The following is a 24,325-nucleotide window of genomic DNA, read 5'->3' as shown; positions in this document are numbered from 1 at the left end:
TCCTGATCCCGGCATGAATATATAACGGACTGAACTGATGAATAAAAAAGTTTTCTTCTGGTCGATTGTGGTGGCCCTCGGCGGCTTCCTGTTTGGCTTTGACACCGCCGTGATCTCGGGGGCGGAGCGGGATATACAGGATAACTGGTCCCTGAACGTGTTTGAGCACGGCCTCACGGTTTCCATTGCCCTTTTCGGCACCGTGATCGGGGCTTTGTTCGGCGGCATTCCCTCTGATAAGCTGGGCCGCAAGAAAACCTTGTTCTGGATCGCGGTCTTCTACTTTATATCCGCGGTCGGCTCTGCGCTGGCCACCGGCTGGTACGCTTTCCTGTTTTTCCGCTTCCTGGGCGGTCTGGGCGTGGGGGCATCGTCGGTGACTGCCCCGCTATATATAAGCGAGATTGCCCCTGCCAGGTCGCGGGGCAGGCTGGTGGCGCTGTTCCAGTTTAATATTGTATTCGGTATTCTCATCGCGTTCCTGTCCAACTACCTCATCGGCGGCACAGGCCCCAACGACTGGCGCTGGATGCTGGGCGTAGAGGCTTTCCCGGCCGTTGGTTTCCTGCTGGGGGTGCTGTTTGTGCCGGAGAGCCCCCGCTGGCTCATCCTCAAGCGCAACAGGGTGGAGGAGGCACGGGGCATTTTGCAGGCGGCCAACCCCGAGGTGGACGCAGCGCTCACTGTCCGGGAGATCCTGGAAACCTCCAAACACGATGCCTCCAAACCCGCCGCGCCCTTCTTCTCCAGCCACTACAGCAGACCCATCACGCTGGCCGTGCTGTTTGCCTTTTTTAACCAGCTGTCGGGCATCAACGCCATCATCTACTATGCGCCGCGCATTTTCGAAATGACGGGCCTGGGGCAAAGCTCCGCGCTCCTTTCTTCGGCGGGAGTGGGGCTGGTGAACTTCCTGTTCACGCTGCTGGCCCTTAACTTCATCGACCGCTTTGGGCGCCGCACCCTCATGCTCATCGGCTCCTTCGGGCTGATCGTGACGCTGGGGCTTGTTTCGCTGGCGTTCTTTACCCAAAGCTTTCAGGGGTATGCCGTCCCGATTTACCTTTTTATCTACATCGCTTTCTTCGCTTTCTCGCAGGGGGCGGTTATATGGGTGTTTATATCGGAGATCTTCCCGAACGAAGTGCGTGCCTCCGGGCAGGCGCTGGGCAGCTTCACGCACTGGATTCTGGCGGCCATCATTGCGTTTGCCTTCCCCTACGTCGCTGAGACGCTGGGCGGCGGCCTGACTTTCCTGATCTTCTGTGTGATGATGGTGCTGCAGCTGATCTTTGTGTGGCGCATGATGCCCGAAACAAAGGAAACGTCGCTGGAGCAGATCGGACGGGCCGTGGTAGAGGATGAGGTGCTGGAGAAGGCGGAATGAAAAAAGAGACATTGGCATAGAAATGATGGAGTATTGACCTTTGGGATACAGGAGTGCGGCAGGGATTGCTTTGAAGAGGAGTTGGTTTATATATGGCTCCCTACATCATCGGAGGGATGGGGCAGAATTTAAGTATGCTATATATAAACAGCCGCTCTGAAATAAAATGTTAGCACGAAAGGGATTTTTCGCCGGGAGGTTGCGCTTTATATCGTAAAAGATAAATACCTACATCCAAAACACAGCCTATATGAACGATCAAATCATTTGCTTCGGGGAGATGCTCTGGGACATGCTGCCGGACGGGAAACTGCCGGGAGGGGCGCCCATGAACGTGGCCATTCACCTGTAGTACCAGGGGCTGTCGCCTGTGGTGGTGAGCCGGGTGGGCCATGATGACCTGGGTGACAAGCTGCTCGGTTACCTGGAGCAAAAGGGGGTGAACACCCAGTGGGTGCAGGTGGATGAGGCGCATGAGACGGGCGTGGTGCTGGTGAACGTGAGCAACCGCAGCGAGGTGACCTACGACATTGTGCAGCCGGTGGCCTGGGATTATATACAACTGCAGGAGGGGCTGGAGCAGGTGGTGGCCGGGAGCGATTACTTTCTGTATGGCAGCCTCGCCGCCCGCAGTGAAACCTCCCGCAACACGCTGCTCGCGTTGCTGAAAGTGGCGAAAAGGAAAGTGTTCGACGTGAACCTGCGGCCGCCGCACTACGCGCGCGAAGTGCTGGAGCCCCTGCTGCAGCAGGCGGATATCGTGAAGATGAACCACCACGAACTGACCGAGATCACCGGGTGGCACCAGCCTTATACAGACGAGAGAACGGCGATGGCATTTCTGAGGGAGCAATACGCGGTGCAGACCATCATCGTGACGCGCGGTGAGAACGGGGCCGCTGTGCTCAGTGCGGAAGGAAACTACGAACAGGCCGGCTACCACGTGGAGGTGGAGGACACCATCGGGAGCGGTGACGCTTTCCTGGCGACGTTCCTGGCGCACTATATTGCAGGCAAAAGCTACCCGGAGGCATTGAAGCAAGCGTGTGCGATGGGGGCGCTGGTGGCTACAAAGAAAGGCGCCACGCCGGTCATTCCGCGGGAGGCAGTGAGTCAATTGATCAATAGCTGAGGGGTTGCGCCGGTTTGACCAAGCAGGTATATGGTTCGGAAACTTCTCATATTATTTCTTCTGATGGCAGGAATTGCATCCCAGGCTTGGAGCCAGCGGCGCCTGCGGGCGAGGGAGTACGGCATAAAAATAGGGGTGCTCCCGACGGGTATACACAATGCCATCACCGATGTGGCAGGCGTGCGGGTGGGCCATGTCACGCTGCGCGAGGGGAATGCTATCAGGACAGGCGTTACCGCCATCCTGCCGCACGAGGGGAATGTGTTCCAGGAGAAGGTTCCGGCCGCTATATATGTGGGCAACGGCTTCGGCAAACTGGCCGGCACCACGCAGGTGCAGGAGCTGGGCAATCTCGAAACACCCATCATCCTGACAAACACCCTGGGCGTGGGGACAGCCTTGGATGCCGTAGTAGGCTATGTATTGCAGCAGTCCGGCAACGAGCAGGTGCAGTCGGTGAATGCGGTGGTGGGCGAGACGAACGACGGCTACCTGAACGACATTCGGGGCAGGCACATAACCGAGGCCCACGTGCGGGAAGCCCTGCAAGAGGCCAGGGGCGGCGAGGTGGCGGAAGGGAACGTGGGAGCGGGCACGGGTACGGTCTGCTTCGGCTTTAAGGGCGGCATCGGCACCTCCTCCCGGCGGCTGCCCGACGCCATGGGCGGCTATACCGTGGGGGTGCTGGTGCAGACCAACTTTGGCGGGGTTTTACAGATTGACGGGGCCCCGGTGGGCGAGGGTCTGAAACAGTATTTCGGCAGCCAGCATATCCAAGACAGCGCCGACGGCTCCTGTATGATCATTGTGGCGACGGATGCTCCTGTGGATGCCCGCAACCTGGAGCGCATGGCGAAAAGGGGTATCATGGGGCTGGCCAAAACCGGCGGTATCGCCTCAAACGGCAGCGGCGACTACGTGGTGGCTTTCTCCTCGCATCCGGGACTGCGGGTGCCATATGCGTCATCGGATAAAACGCAGGCAGTTACCCTGCTGCGCAACGAGGAGATGTCGCCGTTGTTTATGGCGATCATCGAGGCGACGGAAGAGGCGATCATCAACTCGCTCTTCAAAGCTGAAACCACAGAAGGGAAGGAGCAGCATGTAGTGGAAGCGCTGCCGCTGGATAAAGTAATTCGCATTTTAAAACAGCACCGTGTCATCAGGAAATAGACTATATGCCTTTGTCCGGCACGAGATTGTGCCCTTGGACCAGGCGTTCCTGCATATAAGCGACTTGGCCATCCAGCGCGGCTACGGCGTGTTTGATTATTTTAAGGTCATGGGCGGGAAACCCTTGTTTCTGGAGGATTACCTGGCCCGCTTTGGGGCGTCAGCCCGGCTCATGAACCTGCCCGTCCCTCTATCGGACGTGGAACTGAGGGAAGCCATATATAAACTGACTGATTTGAATGGGCTGCAAATGTCTGGCATGAAGATGATCCTGACGGGCGGCTACTCCGAAAGCGGCTATGACATCGCGGCTCCCAACCTGCTCATCACGCAACAGCCGCTCTCGCTGCCCGGTCAGGCGCTGCGGGAGAGGGGCCTGAGGCTGATCACCCACGAGTATATGCGGGAAATGCCTTTCGTCAAAACCATCAATTACACCATGGGTATCCGCCTCCTGAACAAAATAAAGGAACAAGGGGCAGACGATGTGCTCTACCACCGCGGCGGGGTGGTGACGGAACTGCCGCGTTGTAATTTCTTTATCGTCCGGCAGGACGGTACCGTCGTGACTCCGGCGGAGAATGTATTGTTCGGCATTACCCGGAAGCATGTGCTGGAACTGGCCGGCAGGCGGTATAGTACAGAGGAGGGCACCCTGACGCTGGATGATGTCAAAGAAGCGAAAGAGGCTTTTCTCACCAGCACCACCAAGCAGATCCTGCCGGTAGTGCAGGTGGGGGATGTGAAGATAGGAAACGGCAAACCCGGGGCGGTGACACATTTACTGTTTCAGGAGCTTGTGCAGCTGGAGGAAAGCCTGCTTTTCCCCGTCTAATCGTGCAGTTCGTTCCAGCTCATGCCGTTGCGCCCTTTATGGTTCGGGTACAGGCGCATGACCATGTCTGATTGCCAGACCTGTTTGCTGTCTATGTCCTGGATGGAGAGAAGGCCGCTGAAGGCAGCCCCGGTATCCATCAGGGTAACGTTGCCCATTTGAAGGGGCAGCGTCTGTGACCTGTCCAGCGAGAGGGTGGGGGTATGGCCTATATATACCTCCTTGTACGGTGCCATGTGCATAAGCTGTTGTTTTTTAAACTGGTGATAGCAGTCTTTCACGAAGTCCCTGCTCCAGATGAGGTAGTCGGTGGCCGTTTCCTCTATCGGCTTGGCCATGTCGAAGCCGGCGTGCACCAGCAGGATATGGTCGTCGGTGATATGATAGGGTTTTGCGTTGCGCAACAGCTCCAGGTGTGCTGCTGGCATGGGCTTGCGGGCGCCATAGGATTTTACGGTGGCGTCGCCTCCCTGCGTCAGCCACAGGTAAAGCTCATCCCCGGCCCCGGACATCTGGCCGCTGTAGTACTTTAGCGCCCACTGGTCGTGGTTGCCCAGCAGGTACACCAGGTTTTTTATGCTCAGCAGCAGGTCCACACTCTCCATTGTTTCAGGCCATCCGTCCACCACATCACCCAGGAAAAAAAGTGTATCCTCCTCACTGTCAAAGCCACTCCTTTCTATACACTGCACCAAGGCTTCGTAGGCGCCATGGCTGTCTGACATCACAAACCGTTTCATCTCATCCCCTTGTTAAAGGTCGCTCCTGTATTCATGCTGGTTGGCTGCAGGATTACTCTAAATAACGTAAGCTGGACAGCTTCTGTTGATGTGGCACAGGCTCTTGCTTTACGCCTATCCTGCCGGTTGAGATGACCTGCAGGAAATTAGATAGGGCACCAGGATTTAGAGTTTAGTTGGAATATAAGGCAGAAATTTTCAGGCACAAGTAATAGCAGCAGGCTGCATGGGCTGGTTTAACTCAGTTTTTTGCCCTGTTGTATCTCTTCAGCACCTCCACATAGGGGATATTCTCCTGGTAATAGGCACACAGCGATTGCCACAGCGCCGGATGGGGCAAGGCCATGGCATGCTCCTGAACGATTTCCCCGTAAGCCGAGAGCAGGGAGCTGCCTTCTGTTTCTTTCAGGGCGGCAATGGCGAATGTGATGGACCTGCTGATGCCTGTGGCACAGGCAATCAACACGTTTCTGCCCAGCTGGTGCTCCAGTAACATGAATTTGATGCCGCGGCGGTAATCGTTTTCGGAAATGGGGACGCCGTCCTGCACCGGGAGAAATAACGTATGTATGCCCGGCTGCTCCACAGGTTCTTCCAACTGCAGCATTCCCCTGATGTGGTAAGCTTGCAGTTGCGGAAGGTTTTCCGCATCGCGGTGCTTCCCTATATATAGCCAGGGTCTTACAGTAAACATGCTGAATGATGCTTTAGAAGATGTAGAGTTCGGTGCTCTATCATGTATAACTAACTAAATAGCAGAATGTTGTGCGCTGGATTTTACGTCAGATTCTTGTACCCTGGAAGGTTGAACAGCAAATAGACTATGTTTAAGAGATATCTTTTCCCATTCCTGTTCAGGGCACTAGTTTGTAGCTTCTTTAGACATGCGGTAGCTGAAACCTGGCTGAAACAGTGAAACGCAGCGCACGGCTTGCCTGTATATATAAATCCTTAGTGCTGACCATATGAATGATAAGACACCACCCCAAAACAAGGAAGTCTGGCTGCGCGGACCACTACCCGATATGCCGCCTTTGCTGCAGCCGGTGGCCCATGCGCTGCTGCAGGCAAGAGAAGAGGTAGATGCGCTGATGCTGGGCTTTCCGGAGGAGTTGCTCTGGGAGCGGCCTGCGGGAGTGGCTTCAGTGGGTTTTCATCTGCAGCACCTCACCGGAGTGCTCGACCGGCTGTTGACGTACGCGCGGGGAGAGGCGCTTAGCCAGGCGCAACTTGATGCCCTGGGCACTGAAGGCAAATGCCCCGAGCCAACTTGCAGCACGCAGGACTTTGTGCAGGCTTTTAACCAGCAGGTAGGCAAGGCGCTGGAGCAATTGCGCCGCACCGATCAGGAGGCGCTGACTGAGCTGCGGGGGGTAGGGCGGGCGCAAATCCCCTCCACCGTACTGGGGCTGCTGGTGCACGCCGCCGAGCACACCATGCGGCATGTGGGGCAACTCAGCGTAACGTCCCGGATCCTGCGGGGCACGGCCGCACCGGCTTCCTGACGCGCTATATGAAAGGATATATAAACTGGCCTGCATTGAGCCCCACCTGTCGGCGCATGAAATGCAGTAACCCCAACCTCCTGCTGGTAGACTCGTGGCCTTTAACAGCGGTGCACCTGTTCCCTGTTGCTCCTCAGCTCCTGCTGCTCGCTGGTCGCGCAGGAGCTGAGGAGCAACAGGGAAGCCAAGGCTATGAAACAAGTTCTTATTGGCAGGTATATAAATGGCGAATTCAGGAACCTGCCCGGCTGCTGCGTATCTTCTCTGCCCGAAACAGGTCATCGGCTGCCTGCAGCACCTTTGCCCGAAGCTTGGGGTTGTAGACCGGGTGCTCCCGCAGGAACGTACGCACCGTGTCGGCGGCTGTTGTGGTCTGGTAGGACCCCAACGTGGCCTGCAGCCAGGAGTATGGGAAGAAGATGTCTCCTGTCAGCTGGATTTCCTCCAGCAGGTCCAGGCTTTCCTTGAGGTATTTCTCGGAGGTGCCGGCGCGCAGCGGGTGGTGCAGGTAAGCCAGCGCGGTGTTCACCCACGCCTCCTTCTCCCTGTTCTGCTCCGACTTTAAGGAGGCGAAAAAGGCGTCTCGCTCCTGCACTTTCGGGGACAGCGCCGGCATCAGGAACTGCAGCCGCTTTTTGCGGTCCGGGTTCGGGATGCGTGCCAGCTGCCGCTGCAGGATGTTGCTTTCCGGTTTGTAATCCCGCACGGCCAGCGCCAGCGCCAGCGCGGTATAATCATCCTCCGTCAGTTTCACACCCGCCGGGGCCTCCTGCTGCTGCCAGATGGTATATAGCCTGTCCTGCGCCGCTTTGCTCAGGGCAATGTTCTGGTACGCCTTGAAGAGAAGCTTTTTAGCGTTTGGGGCTGTCTGCTGCTGCATCGCATGCCACAGCTCCGCTTCCATGACAGGGGCAAGGGCCGTCCGGCTGGCAGGTGTGGTGTATTTCCAGAAGATGTCCCCCAGCTGGCTTGTCAGTAACCTCAGGTTCAGTTCTTCTTTCTCCTGAGCCAGGCCTTTCCTATACAGGTCGAGCATTTGCCGGGGCTTGACTGTCCTGGCGTTCAGCATATTCTCGTACAGGTTTATATAGGCTGAGGCGCGTGCCACCGGGTCTTTTACCTTAAAAAGCGCCGGCAGCATCCGCTCATCCACCGGGAAAACCCCATAGCCCTGGCCCGAGGTGTTGAAGAGGATATAAGCCGGCAACCTTTCTCCCGCGGCGGCATGCACCTCCACACTTGCCTGATTCATGTTCACGGTCAGTTCCTGCTGATGATCGGGGTAAACCAGTGTCAGCTCAAAAAACTGCGGCCAAAGGCGTGCGGAACCGTCTTCCCCCTGTTGCTTCAGCACCAGCTTTTTCATCTTGCCATCCGCTGCTTCCAGCTCGTAATCAAACACGGGGCGTCCCGGCTCGTTCACCCACACCTGGTTCCAGGCCTGCAGGTCGGCGGGAGTGCGTGCGTCCAGAATCTCGATCAGGTCGGGCCAGGTGGCGTTTCCGTGGGCGTAGGTTTTCAGGTACTGCTGCAGCCCCTCCCTAAATGCTGCCTCGCCCATCAGCCGCTCCAGCTGGCGCATCACCACCGGTGCTTTGTGGTAGATGATGCTGCCGTAGAGCGAACCCGCATCCTGTAGGTTTTCCAGGGACTGGCGGATTGGGTTGGCGCCCGCCGTGCGGTCCACCCCGTAGGCGGCGGGGAAATGGTCCAGCAGGAATTTCAGGTCATAATTGGAATCCGGCAGCGACACCTGCGTGATTTTGTCGGCCATAAAATTGGCGAACACCTCCTTCATCCACACATCGTCGAACCACTGCATCGTCACGAGGTCCCCGAACCACATATGCGCCGTTTCGTGGGCGATCAGGTTGGAGCGGGCAATTTTCTGGTCCTGCGTGGCCCCCTCATCCAGGAAGAGCGAAGCCGCCTTGTAGTCAATCGCGCCCACGTGCTCCATCCCGCCGTACTGGAAATCCGGAATGGCGATAAAGTCAAACTTCTGGAACGGGTAGGGGATCTGGGAATATGTGTTCATGAACGCCAGCGCATCCGCGTGTATCTGGAAGATCGGGTCCAGGGAGAGGGCTAGTTTGGTCGTGTCGGTTTCGCGGTGGTAAAAGCGCATCTCCCGGCCGCCCACTTCCCGTGTCACCTTGTCGAACCGGCCAGCGGCAAACGAGAAGAGGTAGGTGCTGATGGTATCGGAGGGGCCGAAGCGGTAGGTGACGGTGGACCCCGTTGTCAGGCTGTCCTGCAGCGGGCCGTTCGCCAGTGCCCGCCACCCCTTGGGTACGGTGAGCGTAAGCCTGAACGCTGCCTTCAGGTCCGGCTGGTCGAAAACGGGGAACACGGTGCGGGCCCTGTCCGGCACGAGCAGGGTATATAAATAGTCCGGGTTCCGGTTCAGGGAGAGGTCACCGGCGATAAACTGCGTGCGTACCTCATTCGGGCCTGCGTTCAGGTGCTGTTGCGGAATGATGATATGCTCCTCCCGGTGCATGAGCGGCACCTGTTTTCCGTTCACAGTCAGCTGCTGCAGGTGATCTGTTGCCTCCTTAAAATCCAGTTGCAGCGGCATGCTGTTTTCCCGCAGGTGGAAGGATATGGCTTCGGAGGCCAGCACAGGCTCCTCTTTCTCCGCCGGGATGTTCAGGGTGAGATCGTAGGAGAGCCGGCTGATGACCTTCTTCCTGTGGTCAGCGAGTTCTCTGGAAACACCGGGTTCAACGGCAAGGGAATCGGCAAGCGGCGTCATTCTGCTGCTGCAGGAGAAGGTGACCACGCTGGAAAGCAGCAGCAGCCCCATCCCGAAGCAAAGGGTTGTCTTGTTTTTCATGCTACTCCAAAAGTACAAATTTATACAAATAATCAGGTGAGGGAAGTGCAATTTTGAAGAGAGAAACCAGTCTCTTTTTGCCTGTCCTGTTTCCTGCGCTTATAGGGCTTGTTGTGCCAATCCACCGCTCCTGGATGTCATCCGGGAGCCTATCCGCCACCGAAAGAGACAAAACAGGCGGCGGGACAAAACCAAGCAAACCCGTTCCCGTTCGACATGTAACAGCTAAGTAGCCGGAGCACCTGCAGCAACAGTCTCCGAAGCTGAGTTTGGAGCGTAACCAACGGTAGCTATATATAAAATGAAAAAGCTAAAGGAGAGCGATATCCCCAGTGTCCGGTTATATCCTTTGGGCGACGCCGCTGTGGTGGTGCACTTTGGCGATGTGATCGGGGAGGAGACGCACAAGCAGGTGCGGGCCTTTGCCGCATACCTGGCGCAGCACCCTTTCGAGGGCCTGGTGGAGTACGTGCCCGCCTTCACCACCGTCACCGTGTACTACGACCCCTGGTTAATCAGTCAGAAAGGAAACTTCAACCCATATACCAAAGTAACCGGTTTTTTGCAGCGGATGCTACCGCTGCTGGACCGGTATGAAAATGGGCAGGAGCCGCGGCTCGTAGAGATCCCGGTGCTGTATGGCGGAATTTCCGGGCCTGACCTGCCCTTTGTGGCCGCCCACTGTGGGTTAAGCCCCGAGGAGGTGGTGGCCTTGCACCGCCAGCAGGATTACCTGGTCTATATGATCGGCTTTGCACCCGGCTTTCCTTACCTGGGCGGCTTGAACCCAAAGATCGCCGCGCCAAGGCGGGAGAGCCCGCGGCCCGTTGTGCCGGCCGGCTCAGTGGGCATCGCCGGCAACCAGACTGGTATATACCCGCTCCCAATGCCCGGAGGCTGGCAACTCATCGGCCGTACCCCGGTCTCGCTCTTCAACCCCGACAGCACCTCTCCTAGTTTGCTGCACGCCGGCGACCGTGTCCGGTTTGTGCCGATTGCTGAGGAGGAATACCATCAGAGAAAGGAGCAGCGCCATGTGTCTTAACATTATCAGCCCCGGACTATTGACCACCGTCCAGGACCTGGGCCGGCACGGTTATCAGAAAGACGGCATCAGCGTGAGCGGCGCCATGGACACCTTCGCCCTGCGTGCAGCCAACCTGCTGGTGGGCAACGCAGAAGGGGAGGCCGGTATCGAAGTCACGCTCAAGGGACCGAAGATTTTCTTCACCAAGCGCCAGCTCATCGCTGTTACGGGCGCAGACCTGTCGCCAAGCCTGAACGGCGCACCCATCAAAAGCTGGCGGCCTGTGTCCGTTGAGGAGGGCAGTATCCTGGAGTTTGGCGCCGTGCTAAATGGGTGCCGGGCCTATATAGCCGTGGCCGGCGGCCTCGACCTCCCAAAAGTGATGGGCAGCAACGCCACTTATCTGCGCGCGGGCATTGGCGGGTTCGAGGGCAGGGCCCTGCAGCTTGGAGACTCTATTCCGTGTAAGGGCATTCCCGCTAAAATGGAGCCTTTCCTCCGCGGCCTGGCATCGGCGCAGGAGGAACACCCGGGGGCACAGACAAACTGGTCGGTGGATTCGTCGCTGTACGTAACCTATCAGGAGCCGCAGCAGATACGGGTGGTGAAGGGGCCGGAGTACCTGATTTTCTCTGAACAGAGCCAGCAGGATTTCTGGCGCATGGCGTACCAGGTCACGGCGCAGTCCGACCGCATGGGGTACCGTTTGCTGGGCACGCGGCTGGCGCTTGCCACCCAAGAAGACATGGTTTCAAGCGCCGTGACCTTCGGCACCGTGCAGGTGCCCCCCGAAGGCAGCCCGATTGTGTTGATGGCCGACCACCAGACCACTGGCGGCTACCCACGCATTGCGCAGGTTATATCCGCAGACTTTTCTAAATTAGCCCAGCTTGTTCCCCGGCATAAAATCCAGTTCAAGGAAGTGACGCTGGAAGAGGCGCAGTCGCTTTATATCCGGCAGGAGAAGAACCTGGAAAAGCTCAGGGGAGCCTTATACTACAAGACGAATATATGAAGGAGCAGTTAGCCGTAGACCTGAACTGTGATTTAGGTGAAAGCTTCGGTGCTTACCAGCTCGGCCACGATGCCGCTGTGCTGCAATACGTGACCTCCGCCAATATTGCCTGCGGCTTTCATGCCGGCGACCCCACGGTGATGCGCCGGACGGTGCAGCTGGCGCTGGAGCGGGGCGTGGCGGTCGGCGCGCATCCCGGACTACCCGACCTGGTGGGCTTTGGCAGGCGCGAGATGGCGGTGTCGCGGGAGGAAGTGTATGACATGGTGGTGTACCAAATAGGGGCATTGATGGCTTTTGTAAACGCAGAGGGCGGTGTGTTGCATCATGTAAAGCCGCATGGGGCGCTTTACAACATGGCCGCCGTAAGCGCGGTTCTGGCGGAGGCGCTGGCCGAGGCCGTCTACAAGGTGCAGCCGCAGGCGGTGCTGTACGGTCTTGCCGGCAGCGAGCTCACCAAGGCCGGTGAGCGCCTGGGCTTAGCCACTGCCCACGAAGTTTTCGCAGACCGCACTTACCAGCAGGACGGAACCCTGACCCCGCGTAGCTCCCCCGGTGCCCTGATTACGGAACAGGCAGACGCCGTGCTGCAGGTGCTCCGGATGGTAAAGGAGGGGAAGGTGACCTCGCAGCAGGGGCAGGATGTGCTGATCAGGGCAGACACTGTATGCATCCACGGTGATGGACCGCACGCCCTTGCGTTTGCGCGGCAAATACAGGAAGTGCTCCGGAGCGAGGAGATTCTGCTGCAGGCATCAGGCGGGGCGGGCAGATGAGGCAAGCGCGAAACAGGGGTGTGCTGCTGGGCGCTGCCTTTCTCATGGCCACCTCGGCCGTCGGGCCCGGCTTTCTGACACAGACCACCGTATTTACCCAATCGCTCGGGGCCAGCTTCGGCTTTGTGATTCTCATCTCTATCATCATCGACATCGGCGTGCAGTTGAATGTGTGGCGCGTGATTGCCGTATCGGAGAAGCGGGCGCAGGATATAGCCGATGCCCTGCTACCGGGGCTGGGGCTTTTCATCGCCGTTTTGGTTGTGCTTGGTGGCTTCGCGTTCAACATCGGAAATGTGGGCGGGGCCGGGCTGGGTTTGCATGTGCTGCTGGGCATTCCCGCTGAAACCGGCGCGGTCATAGCCGCAGCCATTGCCATGGCCGTTTTCCTGGTGCGCGAGGCAGGCAAGGTGATGGACCGCTTTGCCCAAGGCATGGGCCTGCTGATGATCCTGCTGATCGTGTTCGTGGCCATCACCTCCGCACCCCCGGTCGGGGAAGCGGTCGTGAAAACCTTTATTCCGGACCAGGTGGATATGGTGGCGATCATCACGCTGGTAGGCGGCACCGTGGGCGGCTACATCACCTTCGCCGGTGGGCACCGCCTGCTGGACGCGGGGGTGAAAGGCAAATCAGCGCTGCCCGAAGTAACCAAGAGTGCGGTAGCCGGGATTTCAGTGGCCTCCCTTATCCGTGTTTTTCTCTTCCTGGCCGCACTGGGCGTCATCAGCAAAGGCCTGCTGCTGGACCCGTCCAATCCACCTGCGTCCGTGTTCCAGCAGGCGGCTGGCACCCTGGGGTATAAATTATTTGGCGTTGTCATGCTTTCCGCAGCCATAACCTCGGTTATCGGGTCTGCCTATACCTCGGTGTCATTCATCAAGTCGTTTCACCGGAGTATTGCCCGGAATGAGAATTGGGTCATCATCGGTTTCATTGCTGTATCCACGGCTATTTTCATCTCTGTCGGCAAGCCGGTGAAGCTGCTGATCCTGGCGGGCTCCCTAAACGGCCTGATCCTGCCTATCACCCTGGGCACTATTTTGATCGCAGCATATAACAGGAAAGTGGTCGGGGCATACCGGCACCCGCTGTGGCTCACGGTATTCGGGGTGCTGGTGGTGCTGGTCATGGCCTATATGGGCGGTTATACCCTGGTGCAGCAGTTGCCCGCATTGTTTTAGGTGTTTTGTGTAAGGGGCAACTCGTAAAAGTTTTAAGATTGCAGGCAAAGAAGGAGGATGTGCCTATATATGGCAGTATCAAAATTGTGCTACTGCGGGTAATTCTCTTAAAGCTATATGCGGCTGGTAAGTCCCCTCACTTCAGGCTTTTTGCATTTAGATAGGCGGCTGTGTGTTCCCGGCCGCTGTTTACCAGTAACGCCTTCTGGTCTTTCGAAAGCCGCTTCACGCGCGGGGTAATTTCGGCCGAGGAAACAGAGATGGTTCGTTCCCAGTCTGATGGCTGCAACTGGCTACGGTTGAGGTTTTCGAGTGCCAGGATATAAAAGGCGGAAACATAGTCCTGGAGGCTATTGATTTCCAGGGGAACAAGTTCTTTCGACGCAGCATCGTTTTTGATCTGCGCATCGGAGTCAATCCTGATGCCAAGCGTCTGCCTGTTCACAACACGATGGGTTTGCTGAAGAGAGTCGGTGGCGACTGAGTCGAACAGGGTGACAGGGAAGTTGCCCAGGATACCGCCATCTACCACAATATCCAGGTCGCGCTGTCGGTTGTGCTTCTCGTAAACTTTGCCGGTGCTGTCTATAAAAATGGCTTCAAAGTAAAGCGGCACGGACATAGAGGCGCGTACCGCGTCCTTCACTTGCATGTCAGGGTAAGTTTCGTGCGAGAACACGTAAAGCTTTTGCTTGTTCAGGCAGGTGGCCGTCACGTACAAATCCTTATAGCCCATTGTCTTCAACTCCCGGAAAGTTATATCCGCGTTTCCGGTTTTGTGCCGGATGATGTCCTCCAGCCAAATGTTAAACCTTTTGCTTCGGTACCAGCCGTAGTTGTGCTTCATGCGCAGCATGCCCCCGATGAAGATAAACCTGCCGTCGTTGAATTTCTGAAACTTTGTGTCGGAGATAATCGCGCGCATCTCATCCGCGGTATAGCCCAGCGAGACCATCAGGGCAGTGATGGCGCCCGCAGAGGTACCGCCCACCTTTTCGACATCCTGCACGATCCCCTGCTTTTCCAACTCGTCCATAACCCCCGCGTAGGCAAGCCCACGGACACCGGCCCCTTCAAAAATAAGGTTTCTGATTCTCACCTCCTGGCAATGCCCAACCTTAAAACAAAAGATAAACAGGGTGAACAGTAGCATCTTTTTCATGAGCTGCATATGAGAGCGCTGAGTTAGGCAAATATACTTGAATGGAGCCTGCTGCCTACGGTTTTCATGGCCCATAGCCGGTCTCATGGAACGCTTTTTCCTGTTTTCTGCTGATTTTATATCCAAATTATTAGGAATTCTTGAATATTTTTCGTATACTATATATACAGGCAACCACGCACTACTAAATCCCTAAAGCATTTCTCCCGGACGGGTATTGAAATCTGCTTTATATATGGCTCCGGCGCACGCAGCAGGAGCCTTGCCCTCGCTGAAATCAAATCCGGGTAATCACCAGGCTTGTAGAACAATTCGAATGGCAGTGCCCTGACGTTCTATGCCCATTGCGTTTTTTGGGGGAGGCGTAGACCTGTGCAAACGCCGGGTATTATTACCGGCGTGAAAATTATGTTTCATTAAAAAATCATCTATATGCTATACACAAATAAAAAATCAGAGGAGTACAACGCATTTGCAGAACAGGTAATCAATTTCGCCAAGAAGTCTGGATATCAGGACATCAAAGCTGACTTTACAGGCTACACCAGCCCGGCTTCCATCAGCATGGTCAGTAAGGATGTTGTATTAACGCCTGATTTCACAGCAAAGCGCGGCGAAAACAAGTACTATTTCGAATTAGTGGTGAAAAACGAGAAAGAGGAAGAGCAGAGCACGCTCATAAGCAAATGGAAAGTACTGGAATCCATTGCGAAAATGAAGGGTGGAGACCTGAGGCTGTTTGTGCCGCGCGGCAGTTACAAGTTCGCGACTGAGCTGATGCAGAACAATCACATCGAGGCTAAACTGACGAAGCTGGCTGATTTATAAACCGAAATCGACAAAATTGGAAGCTGATTGCGATGAAGGGATATAGAACACAGCATCTTCCTGCAATTCATGCAGGTACAGGAACCCTCAAGCAATGCATAGCTGAGTTTTTGCTTAACTCAAAGCCGCAGGATAAGTGCGTCGGCGCTTTCCAGCGTGCTTTTTAAGGCAGGCAGGACCGGGATATCTGAAAGGATTGAAGGGCCTGCCCGCCTTTTTTAGTATAGAAGGTGATCATCGAAAAGGGAGGCAACGAGAGGTGGTTTTGTAAAACCCGGCGAGGGACATTATCTTTCTAAGGCCAATGATGTAGAAGCAAACTCAGAAACGTCTTTTTATGCGAAGCCTTTTTTTACTCTCTTTCCTCTCTTCCTTCCTGCTGATGGGCTGCGCCTCGACCAGGCCCATCGACGCCAATGCTACCAAAGAGACAGAAGCGCTCTTTCATAACATGGCAAAGCTGTCGAAGAACCACACGCTGTTCGGGCATCAGCATGCCACTGAGTACGGGCACGGCTGGTCGGGCGATGAAAACCGCTCCGACGTGAAGTCCGTGACAGGGTCGCACCCGGCCGTGATTGGTGTTGATTTCAGCGGCTTCTCAGGCCGCTCGCCCGAAGCGATCGCGGAGGCTAGGGAGGCTGTGCGCAAGAATGTGGTGGATACCTACAACCGGGGCGGCGTCACAACGGTTGCCTGGCACTTCTCCAACCCGGTGGCCCGCGGCGGTTTCTATTGGGTGGATTCGCTCTCGCTGCCGGCGGTGCGCTACATCATACCGGGCGGGGAGGCGCACGGGCAGTACAAGGAAATCCTGAACGGCATCGGCGCCTGGGCCCACAGCGTGAAGGGCGCGGACGGAAAACTGGCGCCTGTCATCTTCCGGCCGTTCCATGAGTTTGACGGTGGCTGGTTTTGGTGGGGCAAACCGTACGCCTCCCGCGAAGAGTTTATCTCGCTCTGGCGCTTTACCGTATCTTACCTGCGGGACAGCCTGGACGTGCACAACTTTATATATGCCTTTTCACCCGACAACAAATTCAGCACGGAAGCAGAGTTCCTGGAGCGCTACCCCGGCGACGAGTGGGTGGACATGGTGGGCATGGACAACTACGGCGACATGGGCCGCGACCGCTATGCCGTGGACACGGCTGCAGCCAAGCTGAAGATCATTTCGGATTATGCAAAGAAAGCGGGTAAACTGGCCGCCTTCACCGAAACCGGCTTGGAGTCAATTCCCGACACCACCTGGTGGACGGACACGCTTCTGAGAACGATGAAACGGGCTGATATGCAACTGGCGTATGTGCTGGTGTGGCGCAACGACACCCGCAGCCCCACCCATTATTACGCGCCCTACCCCGGGCAGGTGAGCAGCCCCAACTTCCTGAAGTTTTACAGAGATCCGTACACCCTGTTCGAGAAAGACCTCAACCACATATATAGAAAGAAGAAGTTCCTGGGCATCTTTTAATGCTATATATACTTGCTGCCATAGCTACAGTAAAAATGCCATTTCCCTTAACTCAAAAGGATGAAGCCATATAGGGGAGAAGCTTGAGGCGAGTTGGTAAAAGAGGGTGCTGTAGCGGGAAGCGTTCCTATTAGAATCGTTCGCTACAGTAGTACGGGGCTTTCGACATGTGCCTCTACAAAGTACATGTCGATGTCGCCTTTGTTCTTGGCGTCTACTTTGCCGCGGTAGGTGCACCGGAACTCGTCTTTGATGATCTCGTAGGTGGCGCCCGAGATATTCACCTTGCCCTCCTCGCCGCAGGTTTCCATGCGGGCGGCGGTATTCACGGTGTCTCCCCATATATCGTACGCAAACTTAGTCGTCCCCACAATGCCGGCCACCACCGGGCCTGTGTGGATGCCGACGCGGATTTCGAACTTGTGTTTTTTTAGTTGCTTGTTATCCGGGTTCAGGTTTTTCACGAACTGCAGGATCTCCAGGGCTGCCTTCACCACATCGGTGGGCGTGTTCGCATTCGGGTCCGGTAAGCCTCCGGCGCACATATAGGCGTCGCCGATGGTTTTGATTTTCTCTATTTTGTAACTGCTGATGATGCGGTCGAACGCGCAGAAGTAAAAGTCGATGACCGAAACCAGTTCTTCCGGCGTCAGGTGCTCGCTTATCTTTGTGAAATCCTTGAAATCAGTGAACAGGACGGTCACGGCCTCATAGCTTCTTGCCCGTGCCCGGCCCGTGGACTTCAGTTCCTCGGCGGTTTCGGCAGGCAGGATGTTCAGCAGCAGGTCATCGGATTTCTTCTTCTCCACCTCCAACTGCGCCGTCCGTTCGTACACCTGCTTCTCCAGGCTTTTTTTCGAGGCGATTAGGTTGCGGTGCTTTATCTTGATAAATGCCAGGATCACAAGCCCGTAGAAGAGCACATAGATCCCATAAGCCCACCAGGTGCGGTAAAAGGGCGGCAGGGATTCAAAGGCAAAGGTCGAGGCCAGGTTCTCGGTGCCATATATGTTCTTCGACTTCACCTTGAAGACGTAATTGCCCTCGTCCAGCCCCGTAAACTCTTTTTTCGTCTCGGTGGTCCAGTGCGACCAGCCCTTGTCCTCGCCCTCCAGCATATAGCTGTACATCAGCTGCTCGGGCGCGTCGTATGAGGTGGCTGCGTACTCAAAGCTGATAGACTTGACGGCGTGCGGCAGCACGAACTTGAATCGGGGCGATTGTTTGATGGTGGCCGTTCCGTTCTCCGCAAAAGCGCCAAAAAAAACGGTAGAGTCGCCCAACAGGTTTACTTTGCGGAGAACCGTCTGCTGCCGCGAACTGTAGTTCTTGGGGACAAAGGGTGAATAACGGTAGATGTTGTCTGTCGTGCCCAGCCACACCGCCCCCTCCGGATCAGTGTGTATGGCCCAGACCGCCAGCTTCGGGATTCTGCTCAGCGGGATGGTGTCCCAGGCGTAGGTGTTGTCCTCCTTCTTCTTCAGCAGGCCGGTCCTGAACTCTGAAGTCAGCCATATATCGCCGTTCCGGTCTTCTGTCAGGTTAATGGCCTCCCGGGAGCCGTCTGCGAAAAGGGCTCCAAATGTGGCGTCGGGTTTGAGAAAGTATCGCTCTCCTTTTTGTTGAATACTGTAGATGCCTTTGCTGGTACCGAAGTAGATGTTGCCGTTTATGGCTGAAACCTGGAACCTTGTCAGCTGCTCGACCAACTGCGGGGCGGGTGTCAGGCTGAGGACGGGAGGATTCAGCCTGGGCCCGCCCGAAATATCAACGGTAGAGATTTTATTGTCGCAGGACGCCCAAAGCACACCTGCCCTGTCTTCCGCCAGATAGATCACATCGTGCCGCACTCCCTGTATGTCTCCTTCCCATTTCCACCTGCCATCCCGGTGTGTGAGAAGCGCGAGGCCGTCAGAAGACCCTACATAATAATTAGACGGGTTGTGAAGAGACTGGTGAATGGTTTTATAGACAATGTTTTTGGTGGCGGGCGACAACTGCTTCACCGTAGGGCCTGCCAGCATATAGACGCCCCCGCTGCTCACCACCAGGAGCGAGTCCTTGCCTATATCCAGCATTTTCCATACCTCCCGCTGCAACTGGGGCAGCTTTTGGAATTCGGGCAGGGGGGCCTTCTCATCCATCCTATATAAACCCACCGTAGTGCCGGCGTACAAGCGGCTGTCTTTCTTCAGGATATCAAGCACAATCCCTTCCAGCCCTGACTTTTCCCCTAAATACGAGACAGGCGAAGGATAGTCGATGCGGCTGATGCCTTTGTTTAGGGCTGCCCAAACCCCGCCTTCTGGGTCAGTATAGAGAGAGAGTACGGTGTTGTCGTTCAGGCCGCTCTCCTTAACGATCACCTTGATCACGTCTCCTGCATAGTTCACCACAACTACGCCCTCGGATGTGGTTGCCAGGGCAACAGTTCCGTCCGCTAGCGTTATGCCGTGCATAAAGGACGTGCTCTTCAGAATCCCTCCCGAAGCCGTCGCCAGCTTTTTCAGAACATGGTCTTCGTACGTATATAGGCCTTGATCGAATGTAACTACAAAGAAATTCTGCTTCGAGGCCTTTGTTGCCGGCATGGGCAGGAGAGCGGTCACATTTAAGGATTTGAATTGCTCCCCTCCGGGAACAACCTTAAAGCGATTACGGTCCAGCAGGCCTAGCCCCAGTGTCCTGTGTAAGACGTATAGGCCGTCCGGACTTGGGAATATCCGGATGATCCCTGCCGCGCTTTTAAAGACCTTGAACCCTTTGCCGGACCAGCGGAAAATATTGTTCTCTGCACAGAAATAAACATCCTGCCCTACGGCGGCAACCCCTTTTATCTCGAGCTCCGGGTACTTTCCTTTCAGGAATGGCAGCAGCGAGATAAATTGCATTTGACCAACGGAGTCAGGCGCCAGGTAACCCAGGGCGGTGCTATTGCCGACGAATATCCTGCCCTCGCTGTTCTTAGCAAGGTGAAACCGTTCTTCATAGTCCGTATTTTTTACCAGGTGCCACGAAACGCCGTCGTATTCCATCACCCCGCTTGTATTGCTTATATACAGGATTCCCCTGTTATCCTGTATCACCCCCCAGTTCTGTGGGCTGGAGATATAGGAATCGCTTTGGTAAGCGGAGGGCGGGAAGCTTTGAATAAAAGGATCTCCGAGTTGTGCCAGTGATCTAAAACTACCTATCAGCAAGAATATGGTAATAAATAGATATTTAGACATTGTAATTTACTTTGATGAAATAAAACTAAATATATATACGGAATTATTTTATTTAGATTATAATTTGTATTTTTATTTGAATTTAAAATTCAGAGAGCCTGATTTTCATCGTTTAAACATTTAACAGGTTGTATTATGCCACAAGGAAAAGTAGTACCCGTTAAGCCTGCGCTCACAGATGCGTCAGCCTCATTAGATGAGGAGTCTATTAAAATGAAATCACAGGGCGAAGCAGAGGAGGTAGATGCAAATACCGAGGGAAGTTCTGCTAGTTTGCCGGACACTGAAAGTAGTGCTGAAAAGTAAAACCAGGCGCTGGAGAAAAATAAAATACTGAATATAACTAAAAAAGGTGTGTGACTCTCACCCCCATGTGAAGGTATGTCTAAAGTCTTTCATTGATGATGTCAGCACCGTTAACTTTTGATTAAATAGACTTTAATTTATATATGAAACTATGCCTCAGGGAAAAATAATCGCAGTCAGACCTTCGCTACTTGAAGGAGTTTCAGATGCAAATGATCTTTTGGAGTGTGATGGTGATGTGGAGGTGTTGGACGGAAGATATGAAGGACAAATCCTGCCATTCAAGGAAAGGGGGAAATGTTGTAAATGTGAACATGGTGATGAGGTTACGATTGAAATTACGGAGATGCCCACCGGGAGACTAAAGGCAAAAATAACTGATTGTCCAAAATGTAAATAATATCCAGGCAGGTGCTTCCATTACCGCCTGGCTTTAAGATCATTTGCTTATATATAAATCGAACCAAAATAGATACAGCCATGCCACAGGGAAAAGTGATTGCCGTAAAACCTTCTTATACAGGAAGCGGGGTAGCGTTCAGGAGCTTCAGTTCTCCGGGAGTAACGGGTGCTGGTAGCAGTATGGCAACAGGCGAGCCTGAAAACGCAAGGGTCGTGTACATCGGGGTGTGCAGGGACGAGAACATACTCAAGTGCAAGAGAAAGAATGTGGAGGCTGTGGTATGGTTTGTCGACGCGGCGAAGGAGTTTAATGTGGGCGATTATGTGACGTTCGACATTGATGAGGGAAACACAAAATCCATCGACTCAGCAAAGAACGTGGCGAAAAGCAAGGTCGGTGGAATCCCGGTTTCAGGCGGCATTCTTTCCAAAATAGCCTTGCTGGCTTCAGTGCTGCTGCTGCTTGCCATCATGAATGATACCAGGCGATAACACAGCCTTACACAGCAACCTGAGAGGTTGATCAACATAATATCTTCTGAGGTACGTGATAACGCCTACATTCCAGGTGAAGAAAGCTATGCCCGTTAGCGTTGGCAGGCACACTCCCGAGACTTACCTGGAATTATATTGGCTACACCAGCCATTTTTTTATTGTGGCCGTTTCTTCGTGCCCCGGGTGGGCAGTGCAGAGAGCGGATCCTCTGGCCAGTGGTGCTTCGGGTAGCGCCCGCGCAAATCCTTTCGTACCTCAAAATAACCTGAGCTCCAGAAACTCCTTAAGTCGCGGGTTACCTGTACCGGCCGGGAAGCCGGGGAGAGCAGGTGGAGGAGCAAGGGCACTTTGCCGCCACCGATGCTGGGTGTGTCCAGCAGACCGAATACCTCCTGCAGCCGCACGGCCAGCACGGGCGTTGTTTCATCCGAATAATCCAGCGCTATGCGGGAGCCACTGGGCACCTGCAGGTGCGTCGGGGCCAGCCGCTCCATCTCCTGCCTTTTTTCCCAGGCAAGTTCAGTCAGCAGCAGTTCGCTGAAATCCAGCTTTGACACCTGTTCCAGCGAACGCAGCCCCGACAGGTGCGGGCCCAGCCATATAGGCATGGTAGTCGCCAGCGCCTCATCCGACACGTCCGGCCATTGGCCTGGCTGCAGGTGGTGCAGAAACGCCAGCCGCTCACGGGTGCGCAGGGCCTCTATCTGCCAGGGTAGCCGTTCAATTCCTCTCTCCTGCAAAGCCCGCAGCAGAACCTCCGCCGCCTGTGTCGGGTCAGGCTTATGCTGTGTTGTCTCCTCCAAGACTAAGGCCCCCAGCCGGGTAATCTGCCGGGAAACAACGCGCTCCGAGGAGGCATCCCAGCGCACCTCCTGCACCTCTTCTAACTGATCGTGAAAGTGGAGCAGGATGTCATCTTTAGCGATGGGGGCGGCAAGCATCACGCGCGGTTGTTTGCCGGTCTCCAGGTGCGCCACTGCATAAAAGTCTGCTTCGCCGTAAAGCTCTGTTGCCAGGCTGGCCCGTTGGCCCGTTACCAGCCGCACCCGCCCCGACGATTCACGTTGCGCCAGCCGGTCGGGGTAGGCGAGCGCAGTCAGGATACCGGCGGCTTCCGGACTTTGGGGCCCGCCTGCTTCGCGCAGGCGCTGTCGCAGGTTCTGGCTTTGTTCCCGGACACGGCGCAGCGCGTTCTCATCCGGCACAAAACCGGGTGTCTGCATGCGGCGGCCGGCCAGCAGTTCCAGGCGCAGGGGCAGGTCCGGCAACGGTTCGCTGTAGGCCTGTTGCACCGGCTTCAGGATGTCGCGCTCCGACAGCAGCGAGGCCAGGGCGCAGGCAGTAGCCCCGAAGCCCAACTCATGACCACGCATCACGAGGTGGCCCAGCCGGGGCGAGAGCCCCAGTGCAGCCAGCGCTTTGCCGTGTCGCGTGGCGTTCCCGGTGCTGTCGATGGCCTCCAGGCGGTATAGCAGTTCCAGGGCCAGGGTAAGCGCAGCGGCTGGCGGCATGTCCAGCCATTGCAGGGCGGCCGCGTCTTTAACTCCCCATAAAGCCAGTTCCAGGGCCAGGCCGGTGAGATCTGCCTCCCTTATTTCCGGCACCTGCCGCTCGGGGAGTTGCAACTGGTCGGCCGAAGACCACAGCCGGTAACAAACGCCTGGCCCTAAGCGCCCGGCACGTCCCCGGCGCTGGTCGGCAGCGGCCTTCGAAACAGCGGAGGTGACGAGCGTGGTGAGACCGGTGCGGGGCACAAACCGCGGTGCCCGGGCATAGCCGCCGTCTATCACTATTTTCACGCCTTCTATGGTTAAGCTTGTCTCGGCGATGCTGGTGGCGAGCACTACTTTCCGTCTTCCTGCCGGGGCCGGTTGGATGGCGGCCAATTGCCTGCTGAGCGTCAGGTCGCCGTGTAGGAGGTGGAGATCAGTGGCAGCAGGCAGTTTGCCCTCCAGCCGCTGCGCTACTTTGCGCATCTCGCCCATCCCCGGCAAAAATACAAGCACATCGCCTTCCGTGTCCTTTGCCATGGCCTGCCGGATGGCCCCCGGCACCAGGTTCGCCAGCCGTTCTGCCGGCCACTTGCCGGCACCGGCTGCTTCTGCGGGTGTTAGGTAATGCGTCTCCACCGCAAACTGCCGGCCCTCGCTCCGGATAACCGGCGCCTGCAGCCAGTTGCCCACCGTACTGGCATCCAGCGTGGCGCTCATCACCAACAGGCGCAGGTCGGGCCGCAAAACCGCCTGAGCGTCCAGCGCCAGCGCGAGCCCCAGGTCAGCCTGCAGGCTCCGCTCATGAAACTCGTCAAATATAAGAGCGGCAACGCCCTCCAGGGCGGGGTCGTCCTGCAGCAGGCGGGTCAGAATGCCTTCCGTCACCACCTCAATCCGCGTTTTCCCCGACACCACGTGCTCCATCCGCACCCAATACCCCACAGTTTGCCCCACCTCCTCGCCCAGCAGGTCAGACATGCGTTGCGCCGCGGCCCTGGCCGCCAGCCGCCGTGGCTCCAGCACCAGGATCTTTCCCCCGTTCCGCCAGCCGGCCCCCAGCATTGCCAGCGGCACGAGCGTGGTTTTGCCGGCACCGGGGGGCGCTTCCAGCACAGCCTTGGCGTTCGCGTCGAAAGCAGCCATGAGCCGTGGAAGCGCTTCTTTAACGGGCAGATCGGGTAAGTCAGGAAATAGATCAGGAAATGGCATAGCTCCTCAAAGTTCCGAATTTTTTTGGAAAAGTCAGGCGGCGGGAGGTGGAGTGGCTATATATGTATAAAACCCTTTCACTTCAATATTAGAGTGAAAGGGCTTTATATAG

The 24,325-nt window shown here is 56.0% G+C and carries 20 protein-coding genes; 14 read left to right on the top strand and 6 right to left on the bottom strand.

Translation table 11 applies throughout. The annotated features are described in order from the left end of the window. Positions 1-37 precede the first annotated feature (37 nt). The 4 genes from ABD920_RS16220 to ABD920_RS16205 all read left to right on the top strand — a co-directional run bounded on the left by ABD920_RS16220 (position 38) and on the right by ABD920_RS16205 (position 4,527). Positions 38-1,387 (top strand): sugar porter family MFS transporter, encoded by a 1,350-nt coding sequence (locus ABD920_RS16220; protein WP_345160517.1) that lies wholly within the window; start codon positions 38-40, stop codon positions 1,385-1,387. A 361-nt stretch (positions 1,388-1,748) separates the two neighbouring features. Continuing rightward, positions 1,749-2,519, top strand: coding sequence for a carbohydrate kinase family protein (locus ABD920_RS16215; protein WP_345160805.1), 771 nt, complete (start codon positions 1,749-1,751; stop codon positions 2,517-2,519). 63 nt (positions 2,520-2,582) lie between these two features. Continuing rightward, a complete protein-coding gene (locus ABD920_RS16210; RefSeq protein ID WP_345160516.1) occupies positions 2,583-3,692 on the top strand; it encodes a DmpA family aminopeptidase in 1,110 nt (369 codons plus the stop codon). Continuing rightward, entirely contained in the window at positions 3,676-4,527 is an 852-nt protein-coding gene (locus ABD920_RS16205) for an aminotransferase class IV (protein ID WP_345160515.1), read from the top strand. The genes ABD920_RS16210 and ABD920_RS16205 overlap by 17 nt, the downstream gene beginning before the upstream one ends. Here ABD920_RS16205 and ABD920_RS16200 read toward each other — a convergent pair. Both ABD920_RS16200 and ABD920_RS16195 read right to left on the bottom strand, forming a co-directional pair. Beyond that, positions 4,524-5,252, bottom strand: coding sequence for a metallophosphoesterase (locus tag ABD920_RS16200; protein ID WP_345160514.1), 729 nt, complete (start codon positions 5,250-5,252; stop codon positions 4,524-4,526). The genes ABD920_RS16205 and ABD920_RS16200 overlap by 4 nt on opposite strands. Positions 5,253-5,508: 256 nt before the next feature. Continuing rightward, entirely contained in the window at positions 5,509-5,961 is a 453-nt protein-coding gene (locus ABD920_RS16195; protein ID WP_345160513.1) for a dual specificity protein phosphatase family protein, read from the bottom strand. A 271-nt stretch (positions 5,962-6,232) separates the two neighbouring features. On the opposite strand from ABD920_RS16195, the gene ABD920_RS16190 reads away from it, so the two are divergent. Then, the gene (locus ABD920_RS16190; RefSeq protein ID WP_345160512.1) at positions 6,233-6,772 is read left to right on the top strand and encodes a DinB family protein; all 540 of its coding nucleotides are present in this window, start codon (positions 6,233-6,235) and stop codon (positions 6,770-6,772) included. 232 nt (positions 6,773-7,004) lie between these two features. Here ABD920_RS16190 and ABD920_RS16185 read toward each other — a convergent pair whose 3' ends face one another. Next, positions 7,005-9,611 carry a M1 family aminopeptidase gene (locus ABD920_RS16185; RefSeq protein WP_345160511.1) on the bottom strand — a complete coding sequence of 869 codons (2,607 nt, stop codon included), beginning with the start codon at positions 9,609-9,611 and terminating at the stop codon, positions 7,005-7,007. A 301-nt stretch (positions 9,612-9,912) separates the two neighbouring features. On the opposite strand from ABD920_RS16185, the gene pxpB reads away from it, so the two are divergent. Genes pxpB through ABD920_RS16165 form a run of 4 tightly spaced genes read left to right on the top strand, consistent with a single transcriptional unit; the run spans position 9,913 to position 13,613 of the window. Next, positions 9,913-10,656: a 5-oxoprolinase subunit PxpB gene (gene pxpB, locus ABD920_RS16180; protein WP_345160510.1), complete on the top strand. Its 744-nt coding sequence runs from the start codon at positions 9,913-9,915 to the stop codon at positions 10,654-10,656. Further along, the gene (locus tag ABD920_RS16175) at positions 10,646-11,653 is read left to right on the top strand and encodes a 5-oxoprolinase subunit C family protein (RefSeq protein ID WP_345160508.1); all 1,008 of its coding nucleotides are present in this window, start codon (positions 10,646-10,648) and stop codon (positions 11,651-11,653) included. Before pxpB ends, ABD920_RS16175 begins: the two co-directional genes overlap by 11 nt. Next, on the top strand, positions 11,650-12,429 hold the full coding sequence (locus tag ABD920_RS16170; protein ID WP_345160506.1) for a LamB/YcsF family protein: 780 nt from the start codon (positions 11,650-11,652) through the stop codon (positions 12,427-12,429). The genes ABD920_RS16175 and ABD920_RS16170 overlap by 4 nt, the downstream gene beginning before the upstream one ends. Beyond that, entirely contained in the window at positions 12,426-13,613 is a 1,188-nt protein-coding gene (locus tag ABD920_RS16165) for an NRAMP family divalent metal transporter (protein WP_345160505.1), read from the top strand. The genes ABD920_RS16170 and ABD920_RS16165 overlap by 4 nt, the downstream gene beginning before the upstream one ends. Before the next feature lie 136 nt (positions 13,614-13,749). Here the strand turns inward: ABD920_RS16165 and ABD920_RS16160 are convergent, their stop codons facing one another. Then, positions 13,750-14,775, bottom strand: a complete 1,026-nt coding sequence (locus ABD920_RS16160; protein ID WP_345160504.1) for a patatin-like phospholipase family protein — start codon at positions 14,773-14,775, stop codon at positions 13,750-13,752. A gap of 432 nt (positions 14,776-15,207) precedes the next feature. Here ABD920_RS16160 and ABD920_RS16155 point away from each other — a divergent pair, with 432 nt between their 5' ends. Next, positions 15,208-15,603, top strand: a complete 396-nt coding sequence (locus ABD920_RS16155) for a hypothetical protein (RefSeq protein ID WP_345160502.1) — start codon at positions 15,208-15,210, stop codon at positions 15,601-15,603. Between the two features lie 337 nt (positions 15,604-15,940). After that, a complete protein-coding gene (locus tag ABD920_RS16150; RefSeq protein ID WP_345160501.1) occupies positions 15,941-17,077 on the top strand; it encodes a glycoside hydrolase family 26 protein in 1,137 nt (378 codons plus the stop codon). A gap of 143 nt (positions 17,078-17,220) precedes the next feature. Here the strand turns inward: ABD920_RS16150 and ABD920_RS16145 are convergent, their stop codons facing one another. Next, on the bottom strand, positions 17,221-20,163 hold the full coding sequence (locus tag ABD920_RS16145) for an adenylate/guanylate cyclase domain-containing protein (RefSeq protein WP_345160499.1): 2,943 nt from the start codon (positions 20,161-20,163) through the stop codon (positions 17,221-17,223). Between the two features lie 279 nt (positions 20,164-20,442). Between ABD920_RS16145 and ABD920_RS16140 the strand changes: the two genes are divergently transcribed. The 3 genes from ABD920_RS16140 (at position 20,443) to ABD920_RS16130 (ending at position 21,507) form a co-directional block, all read left to right on the top strand. Beyond that, positions 20,443-20,613 carry a hypothetical protein gene (locus ABD920_RS16140; protein ID WP_345160498.1) on the top strand — a complete coding sequence of 57 codons (171 nt, stop codon included), beginning with the start codon at positions 20,443-20,445 and terminating at the stop codon, positions 20,611-20,613. Positions 20,614-20,764: 151 nt separating this feature from the next. Further along, complete coding sequence (locus ABD920_RS16135) at positions 20,765-21,013, top strand: hypothetical protein (RefSeq protein WP_345160497.1); 249 nt, start codon at positions 20,765-20,767, stop codon at positions 21,011-21,013. Positions 21,014-21,093: 80 nt separating this feature from the next. After that, positions 21,094-21,507: a hypothetical protein gene (locus tag ABD920_RS16130; protein WP_345160495.1), complete on the top strand. Its 414-nt coding sequence runs from the start codon at positions 21,094-21,096 to the stop codon at positions 21,505-21,507. 159 nt (positions 21,508-21,666) lie between these two features. On the opposite strand, the gene hrpB is transcribed toward ABD920_RS16130, so the two are convergent. After that, on the bottom strand, positions 21,667-24,213 hold the full coding sequence (hrpB, locus tag ABD920_RS16125; RefSeq protein WP_345160494.1) for an ATP-dependent helicase HrpB: 2,547 nt from the start codon (positions 24,211-24,213) through the stop codon (positions 21,667-21,669). Positions 24,214-24,325: the final 112 nt, after the last annotated feature.

Source organism: Pontibacter saemangeumensis (assembly GCF_039541895.1).
Lineage (GTDB): Bacteria > Bacteroidota > Bacteroidia > Cytophagales > Hymenobacteraceae > Pontibacter > Pontibacter saemangeumensis.
Note: the sequence above shows the minus strand (reverse complement) of the source record. Positions and strands in the feature narration are given on the sequence as shown.

Bases quoted from the DNA above. Each gene is read 5' to 3' on its own strand.
- ABD920_RS16220 (WP_345160517.1), top strand. From the start codon at position 38: ATGAATAAAAAAGTTTTCTTCTGGTCGATTGTGGTGGCCCTCGGCGGC.
- ABD920_RS16210 (WP_345160516.1), top strand. From the start codon at position 2,583: ATGGCAGGAATTGCATCCCAGGCTTGGAGCCAGCGGCGCCTGCGGGCG.
- ABD920_RS16200 (WP_345160514.1), bottom strand. From the start codon at position 5,252: ATGTCAGACAGCCATGGCGCCTACGAAGCCTTGGTGCAGTGTATAGAA.
- ABD920_RS16195 (WP_345160513.1), bottom strand. From the start codon at position 5,961: ATGTTTACTGTAAGACCCTGGCTATATATAGGGAAGCACCGCGATGCG.
- ABD920_RS16190 (WP_345160512.1), top strand. From the start codon at position 6,233: ATGAATGATAAGACACCACCCCAAAACAAGGAAGTCTGGCTGCGCGGA.
- ABD920_RS16185 (WP_345160511.1), bottom strand. From the start codon at position 9,611: ATGAAAAACAAGACAACCCTTTGCTTCGGGATGGGGCTGCTGCTGCTT.
- pxpB (WP_345160510.1), top strand. From the start codon at position 9,913: ATGAAAAAGCTAAAGGAGAGCGATATCCCCAGTGTCCGGTTATATCCT.
- ABD920_RS16175 (WP_345160508.1), top strand. From the start codon at position 10,646: ATGTGTCTTAACATTATCAGCCCCGGACTATTGACCACCGTCCAGGAC.
- ABD920_RS16170 (WP_345160506.1), top strand. From the start codon at position 11,650: ATGAAGGAGCAGTTAGCCGTAGACCTGAACTGTGATTTAGGTGAAAGC.
- ABD920_RS16165 (WP_345160505.1), top strand. From the start codon at position 12,426: ATGAGGCAAGCGCGAAACAGGGGTGTGCTGCTGGGCGCTGCCTTTCTC.
- ABD920_RS16160 (WP_345160504.1), bottom strand. From the start codon at position 14,775: ATGAAAAAGATGCTACTGTTCACCCTGTTTATCTTTTGTTTTAAGGTT.
- ABD920_RS16155 (WP_345160502.1), top strand. From the start codon at position 15,208: ATGCTATACACAAATAAAAAATCAGAGGAGTACAACGCATTTGCAGAA.
- ABD920_RS16150 (WP_345160501.1), top strand. From the start codon at position 15,941: ATGCGAAGCCTTTTTTTACTCTCTTTCCTCTCTTCCTTCCTGCTGATG.
- ABD920_RS16140 (WP_345160498.1), top strand. From the start codon at position 20,443: ATGCCACAAGGAAAAGTAGTACCCGTTAAGCCTGCGCTCACAGATGCG.
- ABD920_RS16135 (WP_345160497.1), top strand. From the start codon at position 20,765: ATGCCTCAGGGAAAAATAATCGCAGTCAGACCTTCGCTACTTGAAGGA.
- ABD920_RS16130 (WP_345160495.1), top strand. From the start codon at position 21,094: ATGCCACAGGGAAAAGTGATTGCCGTAAAACCTTCTTATACAGGAAGC.
- hrpB (WP_345160494.1), bottom strand. From the start codon at position 24,213: ATGCCATTTCCTGATCTATTTCCTGACTTACCCGATCTGCCCGTTAAA.